The organism is Luteibacter sp. 3190 (assembly GCF_031456385.1).
Classification (GTDB): domain Bacteria; phylum Pseudomonadota; class Gammaproteobacteria; order Xanthomonadales; family Rhodanobacteraceae; genus Luteibacter.
Genome location: NZ_JAVDUO010000003.1, coordinates 332865 through 350616, shown reverse-complemented (window position 1 = coordinate 350616; position 17752 = coordinate 332865). Strand labels below are relative to the sequence as shown.

The window sequence follows — 17752 nt, the reverse complement described above, 5'->3', positions numbered from 1 at the left end:
CGATGCGTGAAGGAGCGCATGTCCGGCCAAGCCGCGCTCGGCCTCCGTTACGAATAATTGGCCGGCCCCCCTTTATTCACGTCGACTGAACACTATTTACCGAACGATTCAGTTCACAAACGTCCCAACACAAGGCCCCCGTCCCATGCGCTCGTCCCGCCTCGCCCTCGGCGTCCTCGCCGCCCTGTCGCTCGCCGCCGTTTCCGTTCCCGCCGCCGCCCAGACGCACCTGGAGGTGCAGGGTGGTCGCAGTTACATGAACAGCTACGGCACCAACGCGTTCTTCGTCGAGGCCGTGTTCGACCCGCAGACCATGGGCCACAGCCGCTTCACGTGGTCGCCGGACGTCTCCATCGGCTACATCAAGGGTCGCGACATCAATCGTTACCGCAACTCGAATCCGGGCGTCGACGACGACATCTGGGTCGGCGCCCTGGGCGCGCGCTTCCACTACGGCAGCGCCGGCGACTGGTACCAGCCGTTCTTCTTCAGCTTCCAGGTCGCGGGCACGGCCGGCGGCCGCACGCAGGCGCTGTCCAGCGGCTACGAGTTCGTCAGCACCCTCGGCTGGCAGTACAAGAACGTCAGCTTCCAGGTCCGCCACATCTCCAACGGCGGCTTCCAGGAGCCGAACCGCGGCGAAACCATGGCGCTGGTGGGTATCGGCTTCGACATCTGATGTAAGGGTTCGCGCCCGCCGGGTCGGCTCAAAAGTCCAGCACCGGCCCGCGCGTCCGATGCGACGGCGCCTGGCGCGCCGTCATCGCCAATTCCATCTGCCGCTCCTGCTCCCGCTCGACGGCCTGCTCGTCGAGCGTCGCCGCCTGGGCGAGGCTCGCCTCGCGCGGCGGGGCCGGCGTGGTCGCGTCCACCGCGAAGCCGGGTCGCCAGAGCGTGGACCCGAAGACGATCATGTCCCTCGTGTCCAGATCGACCGGCGGCAGGTCGCTTTCGCGATGGATGCCCGCCTGTCGCGCGGCGAGCGCCGCCTCGGCGACCTTGTCGTCGGTGACCTCGATCGGCATCTGCAGGCGGATCGCCGCATAGATCGGATCGTCGCCGGCCTGGGGCAGCGTAAGTAGCGGTCTCGCGTCGGCGAGTGGATGCGGCGAGGCGATGTGCTTGCCCGGGTCGTCCGGATGCATCGCGTCGCGCGCCGCTTCCCGCTCGTGGCGCAGGCGATGGGTGTCCTCCAGTTCGCGCCGCAGCGGCCCGTCCTCGACGGGATGCACCCTGTCGATGAAATCGAGCGCCAGCGGCGGCGGCACGCGTTGTTCGAGCCAGCGTCCGTCCTCGTCGCGGGTGTAGTGGCGATCGCCTTTTCCGATAAGGTGCGGATCGAGGTGCGGCCGGTCGTGCATGGCACCGGCATAGGCCTCGGCCATGTCGCGCGCATAGACGAGGCGGTCGACCACCGGCATGTCCTGCGCGGCGGCGAGGCTGGCCAGCGTGTCGGCGCCCCGGTAGAGGCCCAGCGCGTCGTTGTCGAGCATGCTCGACCAGACCTTCTCCATGCGCTGGTCGACGATGCGCGCGGTGTACGCGGCTTCGTCCGGCACCGGCTCGCCGCGTTCGCGGTGCGCCGCGATCTGCCGCGCAGCTTCGGCCTCGCCGGCGCGGCGCGCCGCGGTCAGCAGCTTGTTGGGGGTCCAGGCGTCGGCGTCGACTTTGATGTTCTGGAAGGCAGCCTTGTGCGCATCGCGCACGTTGGCCGCCGGAAGGTTCAGCGCGAGCGCTGGCTCCTGTTTGGCCAGGTGGATCTGTCGCAGGACCAGATCGCGCTGCATCAGATCGACGCCGAAGCGATCCCATTCCCGTTCGCTGAGTGCGATGCGATGGTGACGCCAGGCGTAGTTTTGCGCGTAGAGGTTCGCGGTGGCACCCGGCATGTTGTCGTTGCGGACCACGCCCAGCGCCAGGCGCCCGTAGCCGTCGTTGCCGGGCAGCTGGGCGAGGTAGTTCCAGTAGAGCTCGCGATTGCCTTTCGCTGCGTAGTGCCGGAGCACCACCATGTCGCGCTCGGAAAGAGCGGGTGAGGTCATCGCATTTCTCCGTTAGCGAGGATCGCGCGGACGCGCGTCTCGATGCGTTTCCAGTCCGGCGCGATGATCCGCTGGTAGGTGATGTAAACGTCCGCTTTGTACTCGCGAAGAAGGAAGGAGTGGGTGCAGGTAGCTCGCCGAAAGACGCTGGGATCGTGCGCCAGGCGGCCGTTCACCAGACGAACGCCATCGGGCACGGCCGCGACCGAGCACTTGAGCACCGTACGCGGGATACCGTGTTCGTCCATGTCGACGAACCAATCGTTCTGGGCGTCGGGTAGGCCCGCCGTGGTATCGAACCCGTCGATATCCTGGTAGTAACGCCGTATCGCGGGCAGGTCGGCGTAGTACGACGTTAGGCCATGGAACGGGTCGCCCTTGATCCGCAGGTCCAGATTGTCGTCGGGGCGCTTCCGGTCCTCGGGGTGGTTTGGACGCAACGGCTGGACCCATCTGAGGGGCAAGACGCGGGCCTCCTCGTCGGTCAGGTTTTCCAGATAGCTCATCTGGATATCGAGCGTCGACAGGAACGTGTCCTGATCGGCGTCCTCGTCGAGGTCCGGCGGAAGCGGTTCGAGCGTCGGCCAGTTCAGAGCGATGCCGACGCTGTGGCGCATGGGCCGGATCAGGTTATGAAACAACCGCTGCTGCACGCAGAAGCGGTGCGGGCCGAGGTGGAAGCTGCTCGTCGCCTCCGGTGCCATCGAATCGGGTGGCCAGAACGGACAGGGGTCGGCTGCCGTCGCGACGGGCGGTGTCGCGGTCGGCGGGGGTGACGAGCAAGCGGCGATCAGCGTGGCCGCGAGCGCGGCGAGCGTACGGGCTAGCGGCATCGGAGCTACGCGCCCAGCGCGAGGACGGCCATAGCCGTCGTTGCCGGGAAGCTGGGCGAGGTAGCTCCAGTAGAGCTCGCGATTGCCTTCCGCTGCGTAGTGCCGGAGCACCACCATGTCGCGCTCGGAAAGAGCGGGCGCGTTCATCGCATTTCTCCGTTAGCGAGGATCGCGCGGACGCGCGTTTCGATGCGTTTCCAGTCCGGCGCGATGATCCGCTGGTAGGTGATGCGCGCGGCCGACTTGTATTCGGGGATCGCGAACATGTGCATGCATGTTGCGCGTCGGAAGATTTTGGGATCATGCACTAGGCGATCGTTCACCAGGCGCACGCCATCGGGCACCTCCGCGACCGAGCACTTGAGCACCGTGCGCGGGATGCCGTGTTCGTCCATGTCGACGAACCAGTCTTCCTGAGTGTCGGGCAGACCGGCCCGCGTATCGTGGCCGTACAGATCCTGGTAGTAACGCCGGATCGCGGGCAGGTCGGCGTAATACGGCGTCAGGCCGTGGACCGGGGCACCCATGATCCTCAGGTCAAGATTGTCGTCGGGGCGCTTAAGGTCTTCGGGGTCGTTCGGACGCAGCGGTTGGATCCATCTGCGGGGTAGGACGCGCGCTTCCTCGTCGGTCAACTTGTCGAAGTAGTCGATCCTGATCTCGAGAGTCGAGACGAAGGTGTCCTGATCGGCGTCTTCGTCGAGGTCGGGCGGCAGCGGTTCGAGCGTCGGCCAGTTCAGCGCGAAGCCCACACGGTCCTGCGATGCCCGGATCAGGTTATGGAACAGCCGCTGCTGCACGCAGAAGCGGTGCGGGCCGAGGTGGAAACTGCTCGTCGCTTCCGGTGCCATCGAATCGGGCGGCCAGAACGGACAGGGATCGGCTGCGGTCGCGACGGGCGGTGTCGCGGTCGGCGGCGGTGACGAGCAGGCGGCGAGCAGCGTGGCCGCGAGCGCGGCGAGCGGGCGGGGCAGCGACATGGGGGCTCCTTCGAGGATGGGCGGCGCGGGCACGTTGCGCACCGGGCGAGGCAGACGACAGCGCAGCGGACGCATGAGGTCCGGCGCGACGATCAGCTGCTCGCCGCCGCGCGGGCGCAGCAGGTCGTCGACGCTCATGGCTTTCGGGTAATGCGCGGCGTGGTATCGGCCGCGGTGCGCGAGGTGCGCCGCGAGCGCCGGCGCCTCGCGCGTGGCGCGGTCGGTGTCGCGCCAGCCGTGCCAGGCCACCACGCCGAAGAGATCGCCCATGAGCGCGGCGCCGCCCGTGTCGCCGAGGCAGGGCGCGAGGCGCCGCACCGATGCGAACACGCGCAGCGGCTCCGGCGACGCCATGTGCGCGAGCAGACCGGCCGGACGCGGCCAGTGATCGAGCGCGTGGACCGCCAGCGTGCCCTCCGCGTGACGCATGGCGTCGCGCCATTGCGCGAGCAGCGCGTCGAGCAGAGGCCCGGCCGCGTCGCAGCGGCCCGCCGGCACGTGCACGTAGACCGTGCGCGGGTCGCTCGCGTCGAAGCGTAAGGCCATGCCGCGCGTACCGGCGTCGATGTCCTCGCCCGCGAAGGCGCGCAGCGGTTCGGCGAGGCGCTCCGCCACCGCGTCGAGCAAGACGGCATCGCACGCCGCGCAGCGGCGCAAACTGTCGCGCGTCGTCGCGCGCAGCCCGGGCGCCTCCGCCAGCGCATGCAGCCAGGCCGGTTCGAGCCGCCCGTCGCCCGTGGCGAGTAGCCGCCAGAGGTCGCCGGGCGCGGGTGGCACGCTTTCGCCGCCCGCGCGCAGCACGTCGTCGACCGCGTGCACCAGGGCGACGAACACCGCATGCACCTGACTGACGAGCGCGCGCTCCATGCGGCGCCGCTCGGGAAACCATCGCTGCGCCAGCGCCTGCAGCGCGGTGGCGTCGAGGGCCTCCGGCCGCCAGGCGGCGGCGAGCGGATTCCATGGCACGCCGCCGCCGAACGGCGCCAGCCGCACGATGCCGCCCTCGGCCGCGCGCCGGCCGGCGGTGTCGCGATAGAGCAGGCCGTCGACGTCCAGCACCAGCAACGGTCCCGTGGCGGTGGCGACGGCGTCGGCCAGGTGCCTCAGCGCCGGCCCGTAGTCGGGCGCCACGATCAGCAGCGATTCGCCCGGCGGCAACCGCAGCCGGCGCACGAGACTGCGCCCGAGGCCCGGCTGGTGCGGACGCGTCCATCGGGGACGATCCGGCAGTTCACGCGGCGACAGGAACGGCCGTACGCGCGCGGGCCGCGGAAAGGCGAGCCACGTGTCGCGTCGGTGCCGGATCCACGCCACGCATGCCGCCAGCGGCAGCAGCGCCCCGAGGGTGCCGCCCCAGCGGATCCGCGTGGCGAAGGGGCGCACCGCCGGCATGTCGAGCGTGCCGACGTAGTCGAAGGCGAGACCGAAGCGCAGGTGCTCGAAGGGAAGCCCGAGCGCGAGCAGGATGCCCGCGCTGGAAAACAACGGAGCCAACATCAACGCGCCGAGGCCTGCCAGGCCTGCTCCACGGCGCCACCACCAAGGCTTCATGCCTTTTCCTTTCCTCACGTCCGGCCGCGGATGCTGCCATCGCCGCGCGGCGCGTGCACCGTCACATCGCCGTAGACCGCCTGAAATGGGCAGTCACGGCAACCGCGACGTGCGTTGCCGTGCGATGGGGCGTGAGGAAATTCGGACGGCGCTCCGCCGGGGAAGCGAAGCGCCGTCCGTCGACCGCGGCGTCAGTGCCCGCCGGCGGTCGCCGCCGATCCGGCCTTGGCCGTGAACGGAGGCTTGGCGAGCCAGACCACCAGCACCAGTCCGATGAACACGTAGCCCAGCATGTGGAACACCTCGTTGAACGAGATCTGGTAACCCTGCTGCGTGATCATCTGGTTCACCGCGGCCGCCGCGTACTGCGGATCGCCGTGGCCGATCTGGGCCAGCGCCTGCTGCGATGTGGGATCGAACGGCGTGATGTGCTCCGCGAGACGCTCGTGGTGCACGATCGCGCGGTGATCCCAGAGGAACGTCGTCAGCGAGGCGGCGAAACTGCCGCCCAGCGTGCGCAGGAACGTGGCGAGGCCCGAGCCGGACGCGATCTCCCGCGGCTGCAGGTCCGACAGCAGGATCGTGAGCACCGGGGTGAAGAACAGCGCGACGCCGAGACCCTGGATCAGCTGCACCATCGCGACGCTGTAGAAGTCGATGTCCAGGTAGAAGTCCGAACGCATGAAACACGTGGCGCCCATGACGAGGAACGCGCCGGAAGCGAGGATGCGCAGGTCGAACCGGTGCGAGTACTTGCCGACGAAGGGCGTCAGGATCACGGGCAGGATGCCGAGCGGTGCCGCCGCGAGACCCGCCCAGGTGGACGTGTAACCCACGTTGCGCTGGAGCCACTGCGGCACGAGCAGGCCGATGGCGAAGAACGCCGCGTACGCCAGCACGAGGCACAACGTGCCCATCGCGAAATTGCGATGCCGGAAGAGCTTCAGGTTGACGATCGGATCCTTGTCCGTCAGCTCCCAGATCAGGAACACGGCGAGACCGATGACCGCGATGATCGCGGTGATGACGATGAACGTCGACGAGAACCAGTCCTCGTCGTTGCCCTTGTCGAGCACGATCTGCAGCGCGCCCACGCCGATGATGAGCGTGATCAGGCCCACGTAGTCCACCTTCGGCCGCTCGGTGGTCTCCGGGCGTCCCTTCATCTGGTTACCCACCACGAAGCTGGCGAAGATGCCGATCGGCACGTTGATGAAGAAGATCCACGGCCAGGTGTAGTTGTCCGTGATCCAGCCGCCGAGGATCGGACCCGCGATGGGCGCGACGACCGTGACCATGGCGAGCAGCGCGAGCGCCATGCCGCGTTTGGCGGGTGGATAGATCGAGATCAGCAGGCTCTGCGTGATGGGATACATCGGACCCGCGACCGCACCCTGGATGGCGCGGAACAGGATCAGCATGCTCATGCTCTGCGCGATGCCGCACAGGAACGACGCCAGCGAGAAGAGCAGCGTCGCCCAGACGAAGAGCTTGGTCTCGCCGAACCGTCGGGTGAGGAAGCCGGTGAGCGGAAGCGCGATGGCGTTGCTCACCGCGAACGAGGTGATGACCCACGTGCTCTGGTTGGAACTGACGCCCAGGTTGCCCGCGATGGTGGGCAGCGAGACGTTCGCGATCGTGGTGTCGAGCACCTGCATGAACGTCGCGAGCGAGAGGCCGACCGTGGACAGCGCCAGATTGGGCGGTCGAAATTCGGTGCTCATGGAAAAGCCTGGGTTAGGAAGGAAATGACGGGACGGCGCCGGCGCGAGGGCCGGCACCGTCCGGTAAGGCGCCTCACTTCGGCGCCTTCTCCTGCTCGCCTTCGCCGGCGGCCGCGTTCTCGTGGATCACCTTCGCGATCTCGGCATCCACGCCATCGAGGCGGTGGTCGTACACGTCCGTGGCGAACTCCGGCTTCGCCGGCGGCTGCTGCGCCAGCAACGCGCCGTTCTGGTCGTGCAGCGACACGGTCACCTTGGTGGAGAGGCCGAGGCGCAGCGGCTTGGCGTCGAGCTGCTTGGGATCGGTGAAGACCACGCGCACCGGGACGCGCTGCACGATCTTGATCCAGTTACCCGTCGCGTTCTGCGCGGGCAGCAGGGAGAACGCGCTGCCGCTGCCGATGCCGAGGCTGCGGATCTTCGCCTTGTAGACGACGTCGCTGCCGTACACGTCGGCCGTGACGTCGACCGGCTGGCCGATGCGCATGTGCGTGAGCTGCGTTTCCTTGAAGTTCGCGTCGATCCACACCTCGTGGAGCGGCACGACGGCCATGAGGGCCGCACCCGGCTGGACGCGCTGGCCAAGCTGCACCGAGCGCTTGGCGACGTAGCCATCGACCGGCGCGACGATCGTGGTGCGCGCTTCGTCGAGGTAGGCCGAGCGGAGCTTCGCGGCCGCGGCGCGCACGTCGGGATGCGACGCGACCACCGTATCGTCGACCAGCACCTTGCTCGTGCTGTACGACTGCTTCGCCGAGGCGAGGCTGCTTTCCGCCGACGTCAGCGTGTCGAGGGCGTGCGAGAGTTCCTCGGCCGAGATCGCACCCGACTTCGCGAGGTCGCGGCGGCGGTTGTAATCGGCGCGGGCACGGTCGACGGCCGTCTGGCGGACGGCGACGTCGGCCTGGGCGGAGGTCACGTTGTTGTACAGACCGCGCACGCGACGGACGGTGTTCGCGAGGTCGGCGCGCGCGCTGAGCAGGGCGATCTGCGCATCGGCGTTGTCGAGCTTCACCAGCACGTCGCCCTTGTGCACGAGGTCGCCGTCGTCCGCCGTGATCGACAGGACGGTGGCCGCGATCTGCGGCGTGATCTGCACGACGTTGCCGTTGACGTAGGCGTCGTCGGTGTCCTCGTACCAGCGACCGTCGACGAAATACCACACGGTCCAGCCGATGCCGGCCAGCACGATGACGGCAACGAGGAGCTTGAGGAAGAACCCGCGACGGCTCTTCGGTGGCGGCGCGACGACGGCGCCGGCGGGGGCGGTGTTTTCTTGGGACATCGTAATGGCCTCGGGACGAGTCTTAGTTGTTGGCCGGCGTGGCGGCGGCGACCGGCTGGTCGCCCGCCTCGGGGCGGAAGCCGCCGCCGAGCGCCTGGATCAGTTGGACGGAGGTGTCGACCTGCTGCGCGCGGAGTGCGGCCATGCGCTGCTCGGCCTGGAGCAGCTGCTGGCGCACGATCAGCGATTCGAGGTAGCTGCCGACACCGGCCTTGTAGCGCTGCTGCGAGAGGTCGTACGCCTGCTGCGCGGCGTCCTGCGCGCGCTGCTGCGCCGCGATCTGCGTGCCGGTCGAATCGAGCGCCGACAGATCGTCGGACACTTCGTTGAGCGCGCCGACGAGGATCTTGTTGTACTGCGCGACGGCGAGGTCGTAGTCGGCATCCTTACCCGCGAGGTTCGCGCGCAGGCGGCCGCCGTCGAAGATCGGCAGGCTGAAGGCGGGCAGGATCTGCGCGAAGCGGGCACGGGCGGAGAACAGGTTTTCCGAACCCGGCGCGACCTGCGCGGCGAGGATGCCGAGGCTCACGTTGGGGAGGAACTCCGTCTTCGCCGCGGCGATGCTCTTCGACGCCGCTTCGACGCGCCAGCGCGCGGCGACGAGGTCGGCACGATGGCCCAGCAGATCGGCCGGCAGGTTCGCGGGCACGGCGACGGCCGACGGCGCGAGCGCGGCCGGGCGAGCGATGTCGAGGCCACGGTCGGGGCCCTTGCCGAGCAGCACGCTCAGCGCGCTGCGCGAGCTGTCGATCGCGCGCTCCGCGACGGCGACTTCGCGTTCCGCCGTGGCGATTTCGCTGTCGGCCTGCTTGACCTGGATCTGGTTGTCGACCCCGGCCGCGACGCGCTGGCGCGTCAACGTGCCCGAGGCCTGGCTGCGCTCGAGTTCGGCCTTCGCGACGTCGAGCTGCGTGAAGGCGTAGCCGAGCTGCACATAGGCCCGGGCGACGTTGGTCGAGATCTCGATGCGCGCCGCGCGCGCGTCGATCTCGCTGGCGCGCTGCGCGCCTACCGCGGCTTCCCACGCGTCGCGCTTCCCGCCCCAGAGGTCGAGGTCCCAGCTGAAATTGCCGTAGCCGTATTTCGTCCAGCCGAAGTGGTTGCCGGTGGGCGGCGGCAGCAGCGTGCCCGGAAGGCGCGCGCCGGCGATGCCGCCACCGACGCCGAAGGTCGGATCGCGCGCGGCGTCCGCGGCGCCGGACTGGGCCTGCGCCTGGCGCACACGCGCCTCGGCCACGGCGAGATCCGGGTTGCCCTTCAGCGCTTCGGCGATCAGCGCGTCGAGCTGGCTGTCACCCAGGCCCGTCCACCAGTCGGCGGCCGGCCAGTTCGCCGGAGAGACCTGCGCCTTCGCCAGGCTGCGGTCGGCGTGGAGGGTGGAGGGATCGCTGAGCTGGCCCTGCGGCTCCAGTCCGCGGCTGGTCACGCAGCCGGAAAGGATGAGCGCGGCGCCGACGGCCGCCACGAGAGTGTGCAGACGCATGAGTTGTAGCCTCGACGGTTGAATCAGTCTTTGTCGCGGAGCGCGTTGAGCACGCGCCCCAGGTAGTCGTGCAGCCGTACCCGTTCTTCCGGAGAAAGGTCGCGCTGCGCACGCTCGAGCGTGCCTGCGCTCGATTCGTGCAGATGCCGCCACAAGGCCACGCCGGCCTCGGTCAGTTCGATGCGAAGCGCGCGGCGATCCTGTTCGTGCGGCTGGCGGCGCAGGTAGCCCTTGGCCTCGAGCTGGTCGAGCTGGCGGGTCATGGCGCCGGCATCGAGGTTCACACCTCGCGCGAGCTCCGATGCCGACGTCGATCCGTGCAGCGCCAGGTACTTCAGCATGTGGAACTGGGTGAACTTCAGCCCGACGCCGAGTTGCGCCAGATCGGACTCGATCGCGCGGACGATTTCGCCGCGGACCGAGCCGATGAGGGACCCGAGGCTGTCACGACCATCGGGCGAAGTGGGGCATGCGGCCTTGTTCATGACGCATATTCTATTGCCCGGAATATAGTTGTCAAGGCAAATATGCGTAGGGCAGATATTGTCAGGTCGGCATCAGTTCATCCTCGTCCGCCAGCAGCGTGGCCAGGGCCGGATCGCGGATGTCGAAGAGATCGAAGACGCCGAGCGCGCGCAGGGTCGGCAGTTGGGCCAGGAGGCGGGTTTCGAGGCGCCGCACCTGCTCTTCCGGCGTCGCCGGGTCGAGCATGGCGTGGGCGCAGGCCACGAAGGTCACCAGCGCGTCGCCGGCTTCCCGGCCTTCGCCGAGCTGGTCGTGGTCATGGGTAACGAGACGGATCATGGGGACGATCTCCGTGTCGAGGTCCCTTCCGGGTGCCTGGGGCGCGCCATACGGGACAGATAGTTGGGACTGCAAATGTTAGCGAGGAAGCTTTAGGCCTGTTATCGTCATCGGGCCAACTTATATCGAGGATCGGCCAACATGCTCCACGACGCCGTGCACGACCTGCTGGAATCGGCCGACGGCCCGCCCCTCGTCGCCTACGAGGCGCGCGGGGAGATTCCGTTGAAGGAGATCGACTGGCACAGCCATGTGCGTGGCCAGTTTTTTTACGTGGAACAGGGGCTTGTCATCACCCGAACGGATCACGGGTCGTGGCTCCTGCCGCCGCACCGTGCCGGCTGGATGCCGCCGGGCACCCGCCACACCGTGAGCATCGCGGGCCCGAGCCATGCGTGGGCGGTGTTCATCGCGCCGTCCGTCGCCGCCACGCTACCGGACCGGCCCTGCGTGTTCGGCGTCAACGACCTCTTCCGCGCCATCGTCAAACGGGCTGCCAGCTGGCCGCTCGACGCGCCGCCGGATCCCGCCCGGGACCGCCTGTTCGAAGTGCTGCTCGACGAGATGCGCCGCGCGCCGGTCGAGGAGCTGCACCTCCCATGGCCCGAGGACCGGCGCCTGCGCCGCATCGCCATGGCGATGTACGAACGTCCCGACGACACCCGCGGCATCGACGAATGGGCGAGCTGGGCCGGCATGTCGGTGCGTACGCTGACGCGGCTCTTCCGCCAGGAAACGCAGGTCAGCGTCGCGCAGTGGCGACAGCAGGCACGCCTGGCGTGCGCGCTGGAGCGGCTTGCGAACGGCGATCCGGTGTCGCTCGTGTCGGACGCGCTCGGCTATGCCACGCCGAGCGCGTTCGTGGCGATGTTCCGCAAGGCCTTCGGCGATTCGCCCGGCCGGTACCTGGCGCGGCAGGCGCTCGGCTGAGCCGCTGTAGGAGCGGACCTGGCCGCGATTCGCTTTTCGCCTAACGCCGCAGGTTCTGTCGCGCTTCGCGAAAAGCCGTCGCGGCCAGGTCCGCTCCCACAGGCGAAGGTTGCGGCCAGGTCCGCTCCCACAAGCGAAGGTCGCGGCCAGGTCAGCTCCCACCACGGCAGCAGTTCGTCAGTTCAGCGGCTTGCACATCCAGAGCGCCTCGAACGTGTATGCGTCGCCCGACTCGCGCTCCACGACATCGACGGCGATGCGTCCATGCTGCCACTCGCCGTGCATGCCCGGCGACGTCACGTCGTAGCAGGATCGCTGCGCTTCGTAGTTACCGCGGTCCGGGTCCGTCATCGCCAGTTCTTCGGCGCGGCATTGCGCCATCGCCTCGCCGTGGGTGGGCAGCGTGCGCTGCCCGGCGACGAAGTGATCGGCGGCGCAATCAACCGCGAGCGCGTGGCCCGGCAGGGCGAAAACGGCAAGTGGCAGAAGCAGGTGGACGAGGGTGGTTCGGTGCATGGGACGCTCCTCTCTTGATGGAGGCGCGAGCGTCGTTCGATGCCGTGGGAAAGCACATCAGACCAGTCTGAAAATGCGGGCCGATCTCCCGGCGTGTGACGCGTATCACGCGCGACTCGTCCGCGATGAAAGCCTCGTGACCGGCGCGTCAATGCGCGGGGAAACGATACCCGACACCCGGCTCGGTCTTCAGCCATCGCGGCGTCGACGGATCGTCGCCGAGCTTCTGGCGCAGCTTGCCCATCACGATCCGCAGGTAATGCGTGTCCTGCGTATGCGTCGCGCCCCACACGTCGCGCAGGATCTGTTGCTGCCCGACCACGCGGCCCGGATGGCGCACGAGCAGCGACAGCACCGCGAATTCCTTGCGCGTGAGCGCGACAGGCGCGCCGTCGAGGAACACCTCGCGCCGGGCGAGGTCGACGCTCAGCGTGCCATCGTCGTAGCGCACGGGGGCATCGGCCTGACCGCCCTTCGCACCCTGGCGCAACAGCACGCGCAGACGCGCCATCAGTTCCTGGATGCCGAACGGCTTGGTCACGTAGTCGTTCGCGCCAAGATCGAGCGCCTTGACCTTCTCGCTTTCCGCATCGCGCACCGAGAGCATGAGCACCGGCACGTCGCTCCACTGGCGGATCTCGCGCAGCACGTCGTGGCCCTCGCGATCGGGCAGGCCGATGTCGAGGATCACCACGTCGGGCGACTGCGTCGCCGCGAGCCCGAGGCCCTGCTCGCCCGTTTCGGCGAGGAACACGTGGTAGCCCTCGGCGCGGAGCCCGATGTCGAGGAAGCGGCGGATCTGCGCTTCGTCGTCGATCACCAGCACTCGGGGGGCGGTAGGGTTCATCGGTTCTCGTCGGGCGGATCGGACAGGGGCAGCGAGATACGCATGGTCGTGCCACCGCCCGGCTGGGGCAAGGCCTCCACGTTGCCGCCGTGGGCGCCGATCATGCCACGGCAGATCGCGAGGCCGAGGCCCGTGCCCTGCCCTCCCCGGTCGCCGCGGGAGACGGAATAGAACATGTCGAAGATCATCGCGCGCTCTTCCTCGGGAATGCCGGGCCCGCGGTCGTTGACGTCGACCAGCAGGCGTCCGGCCTCGCGTCGCACGACGACGCGCACCGCCTCGCCCGGCGGCGAGAAGCGCGCGGCGTTCTCGAGGATGTTGAACAACGCCTGCTCGACGAGCGCGGGATGCACGTGCAGCAGCACGGTCTCCTTCGGCAACGTCACGTCGATGCGCGTGTCGGGAAAGAGCTGGCGCATGCGCGCGACCGCGGACGCGACGACCTCACCCGCGTCGATCCAGTCGCGGTGCAGGGTCAGATTGCCGTGGCCGAGGCGCGTCATGTCGAGCAGGTTCTGGATGTAGCGATCGAGCCGCTGGCCCTCGCCGAGGATCGCCTGCAACAGCGCGTGCCGTTCGTCGGCGGGCAGCTTCTCGTCGTAACTGAGCAGCGTGCCGGCCGACCCGATCATCGATGCGAGCGGCGAGCGGAGATCGTGCGACACCGACGAGAGCAGGGCGTTGCGCAGGCCCTCGGTCTCCGCCTTCACGCGGGCGCCTTCGAGCTCCGCGGCCAGCCTCGCGCGCTCGAGCGCCTGGCCGATGTCCTGCACCATGGCCATCGCCAGTCCACGCCGGTCCACATCGGGCTCCCGCGTCCCGGCGGGATAACGCAGGGCGGCGACGCCGGAGGCCTGCGTTTCGCCCCCGAGGGGCAGCATCCAGCAGTTCGCCGCGCGCAGCGTATCGGTGAAGCGACCGGCGGGCTCGCCATGCTGCTCGCACCAGTCCGCCGCCGCGCGATCCTGCGGCGTCAGCTCGAAGGGCGACGGTGCCGCCGTCTCGGCCACCAGGGTCATCGAGGCATCGCGCACGAGCATCGCGGCATCGACGTCCAGGGCGCGCGCGAGCGCGCGAGCACCGACGAGACGCACGGCCGCCGCGTCGCTCGCCGTGGCCAGCTGCTGCCCGAGCGACACGAGCGTGCGAGCCCGCGCCTGCGCCGCGCGCAGCGACTGCACCTGACCCGCGAGCCGCGTCGCGAGCCGGCTGCACACGAGTGCCGCGACGAGGAACAGGACCACCGCGAGCACGTCGTCGGCGTTGGCGATCGCCAGCGTGTAGCGCGGTGGCGCGAAGAAGAAGTTGTAACCGACGAAACACAGCAGGGCCATGTACACGGCGACCGCCATGCGCGTACGGGCGGCGACGAACAGCACGGCGGTCAGGAACACGAGCGAGAGATTCGCGACGGAGAGGAACCGGTCGGCGATGAACGAGAACGCCATCGCGATGACCGTCGCCACCGTGGCGAGTCCGTATTCGCGCCGCGACCCGAGGTCGTTGCCGACGCGCAACCGGTGGCGTGCGCGCGCCCGCTCCGCGGGCGTCGCGACGATCGTGAGTTCCAGGTGCGCCGCGCGGCGGAGCAGCCGTTGCGTCAGCGAGTAGCCGAGGCGACGCGCGATCGGACGCTCGCGGGTGCGTCCGACGATGATCTGGCCGACGCCTTCGCGGTCGGCCCATGCGAGGAGTTCGTCGGCGATCGCATGACCGCGAAGCACCACCTCCTCACCGCCCAGGCGACGCGCGAGGCGCATCGCCGCGTCGACGCGCTCGCGCCGTTCGGGATCGACACGGCCGCGGTCGACGAAGACCACGCTCCACGGCGCGCCGCGTCGTTCCGCGATGCGCCGCGCCACGCGCACGAGGTAGTCGCTCTGCGCCGCGCCGTCGATGGCCACCATCACCCGCCGCCGTACCGGCATGACGCCGCCACGCGCGAGCATGTGGTCGCGCAGGTCGCTGTCGACGTGCGAGGCCACGGTCTCCACCGCGAGTTCGCGCAGCGCGCCGAGGTTCGTGGGCGAGAAGAACGCTTCCAGCGCGACCGCCGCCGTTTCGGGCACGTAGACCTTGCCCTGCCGCAACCGCGCGATGAGCTCGCGCGGCGGCAGGTCGACCAGCACGATGTCGCGTGCCCGGTCGAGGAACGCGTCGGGCACCGTTTCGCGCACCGCCACGCCGGTGATCCGCCGCACCTGGTCGTTGAGGCTTTCCACGTGCTGCACGTTCAGCGCGGTGTAGACCTCGATGCCGGCATCCAGCAGTTCGGCGATGTCCTGCCAGCGACGCGAATGACGACCGCCCGGCAGGTTGGTATGGGCCAGCTCGTCCACCAGGATCACGGCCGGGCGGCGGACCAGCGCCGCCTCGAGGTCGAACTCGCGGAAGTCGCGGCCGGCATGCCGTACCTTGCGCGTCGGCAGGATCTCCATGCCCTCGAGCAGCGCCGAGGTCTCGGCCCTGCCATGCGTTTCCACCAGGCCGACCACGACGTCGACACCCTGTCGGCGCATGTCGCGCGCCGCCGCGAGCATCGCGTATGTCTTGCCGACGCCGGGAGCGGCCCCGAGGAAGACCTTCAGATGCTGGCCATCCTCGGCATTGACCGCGTTGAGCAAGGCATCGGCGCGGGCGTCGCGGGTATCGGTCATGGAGAACGCCGGTGGGGAAACGTGCGGTTCGAAGGTTAGCCGTAGTGCCACGGGAGCGCACGCGGCGTAGGGCGGCCGTTAGCGGGCGACGGAATCCAGCGCCATGTTCAGCGCGAGCACGTTCACCCGCGGCTCGCCGAGCACGCCGAGCTGGCGCTGCTGCGTGTGTTCGTCGACCAGCGCCTGCACCTTTGCGACATCCAGCCCGCGGGCGCGCGCCACGCGCGCGACCTGATAACGGGCGGCCGCCGGAGAGATCTCCGGGTCCAGACCGCTGGCCGACGCGGCGACGAGTTCGACGGGCACGGGTGCCGCGTTGCCGGGATCGGCGGCCCGGAGTGCCGCGATTCGTTGCTTCGCGGCCTCCGCCAGCGCCGGGTTGGTCGGGCCGAGATTCGAACCGGTCGACGCGGCCGCGTTGTCCGGGCCAGGTGTGGTCGCGGACGGACGCCCCCAGAAGTAACCGGGCGTGGTGAAGGACTGGCCGATGAGCGACGAGCCGACCGGTTTCCCGTCGCGCTCGACGACGCTGCCGTTCGCCTGCCCCGGGAACAGCACCGCGGCGACAGCCGTCACGGCGAGCGGATAGGCCACGCCGGTCACCGCGGTGAGCAGCAGGAGCAGGACGATACCGTTGCGCAGGATCTTTGCCATGGCGGCTGCTCTCCTCAGTAGTGCCAGATCGCGTCGACGATCAGGCTCGCCTGGTAGTCCTTGCGACCACGGTCATAGGCGGGCATGTCGTACGACTTCTCGACGCGCACCTCGGGCCGGATCTCGAGATCGGGGCTGACCCAGTGCGTGAGTCCGACCGTATGGGTCGTGTAGCGCGTGGCGTAGCCGGTGCGCTGGCCCTTCTGGTCGTTGTACCACTCGTTACGGATCGAGATCATGTTCAGCGGATTCAGCGCGATGTTGAGGTAGTTCACGATGCCGTATTCGCCGGCCTTTCCGGGCAGCGGCGACGAGGCGACCACGCCGGGTTCGCCACCCGGGCCGAAGCCGGGGATGTTGCGGCCATACATGTAATAGGCCTCCGTGAGGATGTGCACGTTGTCGGTGAAGCGATGGCCCCACGTCGTCACGTACATCTGCACGTTGTTGTAGTTGTAGTCGGAGGTGTTGAAGCTGTTGACGCAGGGGTACAGCATGTCGTTGTTGTCTTTCGACACCCAGCGGACGCAGGCCTGCAGCGTCGGGCGTGACGAGTGGTTCCACACCGCCGTGTCGTTACCGCCGTTGATGCCTACCTGCAGGGTCCACTGCGCGTTGAGCCGCGTCGTCGTCATCACGCCCATCTGCGTGTACGGGTCGACGGTGTAGAGCACCGAGTGCGTCACGAGGTAGTTGTTCGGCGAGAACTGCGCCTCGATGTCGGGCAGCGACAGGTAGCGGCCGACGCGGACCACCATGCCCTCGGCCACGTGCGGCAGGTAGATCTCGCCGTAGAAGAGCATCGGGTCGTAGCCGTACGTTTTGCCGTTGAGCGCCTGCCCGGCGCGCGGATGGTTCAGCAGCTGGTTGCTGAAGACGCCCTTCATCGTGGTGTAGTGGTAGTCGTAGCCGTAGAGGTTGTCGAGGTGGAAGCCCCAGTCGACGTGATCGGTCTGCACCGTGTCCGGGAGACGTTCGATGCGCAGCAGCGCCTGGTTGAACTCGACGCGGTTCGGCCGCGTCGCGTAGGACAGGGGATAGTTCGAGCGCGACGACGTGCTGGCGTTCGCCGAGGCGTTGAGCCAGCCGTAGATCTCGATGCGGTTGTCCGTCATCCACTTGCCGAAGCGGTTGCACGCGAGCGCCTTCTCGAGCGGGTAGCGCGTGTTCAGATTGGGCACGCCGATCGGATAGGCGACGCCGCCGAGCTGCCATTCCGCCGAGGGGAACGGCGGCGACGGGAGCGGCGAGGGCATGGCACGGCGTGCCGGCGCCGCTGCGTCGGGATCGGCCGGACGGGCGTCCTCGCGGTAGGCCGCGGCGAAGCGCGACGCGAAACCCTGGGAGCAGTCGTCGCTGTCGGCGGCCATCGCGCGGGTGAAGGGAGCGAGTGCCAGCAGGGCGGCGGCGAAGACATAACGTGTGGTGCGCATAGTGTGTACCGAT

15 protein-coding genes are annotated in these 17752 nt (G+C 68.8%); 2 read left to right on the top strand and 13 right to left on the bottom strand.

Annotated features, from left to right (window positions below):
- Nucleotides 1-145 precede the first annotated feature (145 nt).
- Nucleotides 146-679 (top strand): acyloxyacyl hydrolase, encoded by a 534-nt coding sequence (locus J2X58_RS14470; protein WP_090057896.1) that lies wholly within the window; start codon nt 146-148, stop codon nt 677-679.
- A gap of 28 nt (nt 680-707) precedes the next feature.
- On the opposite strand, the gene J2X58_RS14465 is transcribed toward J2X58_RS14470, so the two are convergent.
- From J2X58_RS14465 to J2X58_RS14430, 8 genes are all read right to left on the bottom strand, one after another.
- Nucleotides 708-2042: a hypothetical protein gene (locus tag J2X58_RS14465; RefSeq protein WP_310049011.1), complete on the bottom strand. Its 1335-nt coding sequence runs from the start codon at nt 2040-2042 to the stop codon at nt 708-710.
- Nucleotides 2039-3022 (bottom strand): hypothetical protein, encoded by a 984-nt coding sequence (locus J2X58_RS14460; RefSeq protein ID WP_090175089.1) that lies wholly within the window; start codon nt 3020-3022, stop codon nt 2039-2041. The genes J2X58_RS14465 and J2X58_RS14460 overlap by 4 nt, the downstream gene beginning before the upstream one ends.
- Entirely contained in the window at nt 3019-5406 is a 2388-nt protein-coding gene (locus J2X58_RS14455; RefSeq protein ID WP_310049010.1) for a hypothetical protein, read from the bottom strand. Before J2X58_RS14455 ends, J2X58_RS14460 begins: the two co-directional genes overlap by 4 nt.
- Before the next feature lie 191 nt (nt 5407-5597).
- Nucleotides 5598-7130: a DHA2 family efflux MFS transporter permease subunit gene (locus J2X58_RS14450; RefSeq protein WP_090057904.1), complete on the bottom strand. Its 1533-nt coding sequence runs from the start codon at nt 7128-7130 to the stop codon at nt 5598-5600.
- 73 nt (nt 7131-7203) lie between these two features.
- The gene (locus J2X58_RS14445; protein WP_090057906.1) at nt 7204-8415 is read right to left on the bottom strand and encodes an HlyD family efflux transporter periplasmic adaptor subunit; all 1212 of its coding nucleotides are present in this window, start codon (nt 8413-8415) and stop codon (nt 7204-7206) included.
- Nucleotides 8416-8437: 22 nt separating this feature from the next.
- Nucleotides 8438-9898 carry an efflux transporter outer membrane subunit gene (locus tag J2X58_RS14440; protein ID WP_310049009.1) on the bottom strand — a complete coding sequence of 487 codons (1461 nt, stop codon included), beginning with the start codon at nt 9896-9898 and terminating at the stop codon, nt 8438-8440.
- 23 nt (nt 9899-9921) lie between these two features.
- Nucleotides 9922-10383, bottom strand: a complete 462-nt coding sequence (locus J2X58_RS14435) for a MarR family transcriptional regulator (protein WP_090057911.1) — start codon at nt 10381-10383, stop codon at nt 9922-9924.
- Between the two features lie 61 nt (nt 10384-10444).
- Entirely contained in the window at nt 10445-10702 is a 258-nt protein-coding gene (locus J2X58_RS14430) for a hypothetical protein (protein ID WP_090057914.1), read from the bottom strand.
- Between the two features lie 141 nt (nt 10703-10843).
- On the opposite strand from J2X58_RS14430, the gene J2X58_RS14425 reads away from it, so the two are divergent.
- The gene (locus J2X58_RS14425) at nt 10844-11632 is read left to right on the top strand and encodes a helix-turn-helix transcriptional regulator (protein ID WP_090175087.1); all 789 of its coding nucleotides are present in this window, start codon (nt 10844-10846) and stop codon (nt 11630-11632) included.
- A gap of 177 nt (nt 11633-11809) precedes the next feature.
- On the opposite strand, the gene J2X58_RS14420 is transcribed toward J2X58_RS14425, so the two are convergent.
- The 5 genes from J2X58_RS14420 to J2X58_RS14400 form a co-directional block, all read right to left on the bottom strand.
- Nucleotides 11810-12148: a hypothetical protein gene (locus J2X58_RS14420; protein ID WP_090057918.1), complete on the bottom strand. Its 339-nt coding sequence runs from the start codon at nt 12146-12148 to the stop codon at nt 11810-11812.
- 148 nt (nt 12149-12296) lie between these two features.
- Nucleotides 12297-12995 (bottom strand): response regulator, encoded by a 699-nt coding sequence (locus J2X58_RS14415; protein WP_090175086.1) that lies wholly within the window; start codon nt 12993-12995, stop codon nt 12297-12299.
- The gene (locus J2X58_RS14410) at nt 12992-15652 is read right to left on the bottom strand and encodes a sensor histidine kinase KdpD (protein ID WP_310049008.1); all 2661 of its coding nucleotides are present in this window, start codon (nt 15650-15652) and stop codon (nt 12992-12994) included. Before J2X58_RS14410 ends, J2X58_RS14415 begins: the two co-directional genes overlap by 4 nt.
- A gap of 78 nt (nt 15653-15730) precedes the next feature.
- Complete coding sequence (gene kdpC, locus J2X58_RS14405) at nt 15731-16306, bottom strand: potassium-transporting ATPase subunit KdpC (RefSeq protein WP_310049007.1); 576 nt, start codon at nt 16304-16306, stop codon at nt 15731-15733.
- Nucleotides 16307-16320: 14 nt separating this feature from the next.
- Entirely contained in the window at nt 16321-17739 is a 1419-nt protein-coding gene (locus tag J2X58_RS14400; RefSeq protein WP_310049006.1) for an outer membrane beta-barrel protein, read from the bottom strand.
- Nucleotides 17740-17752: the final 13 nt, after the last annotated feature.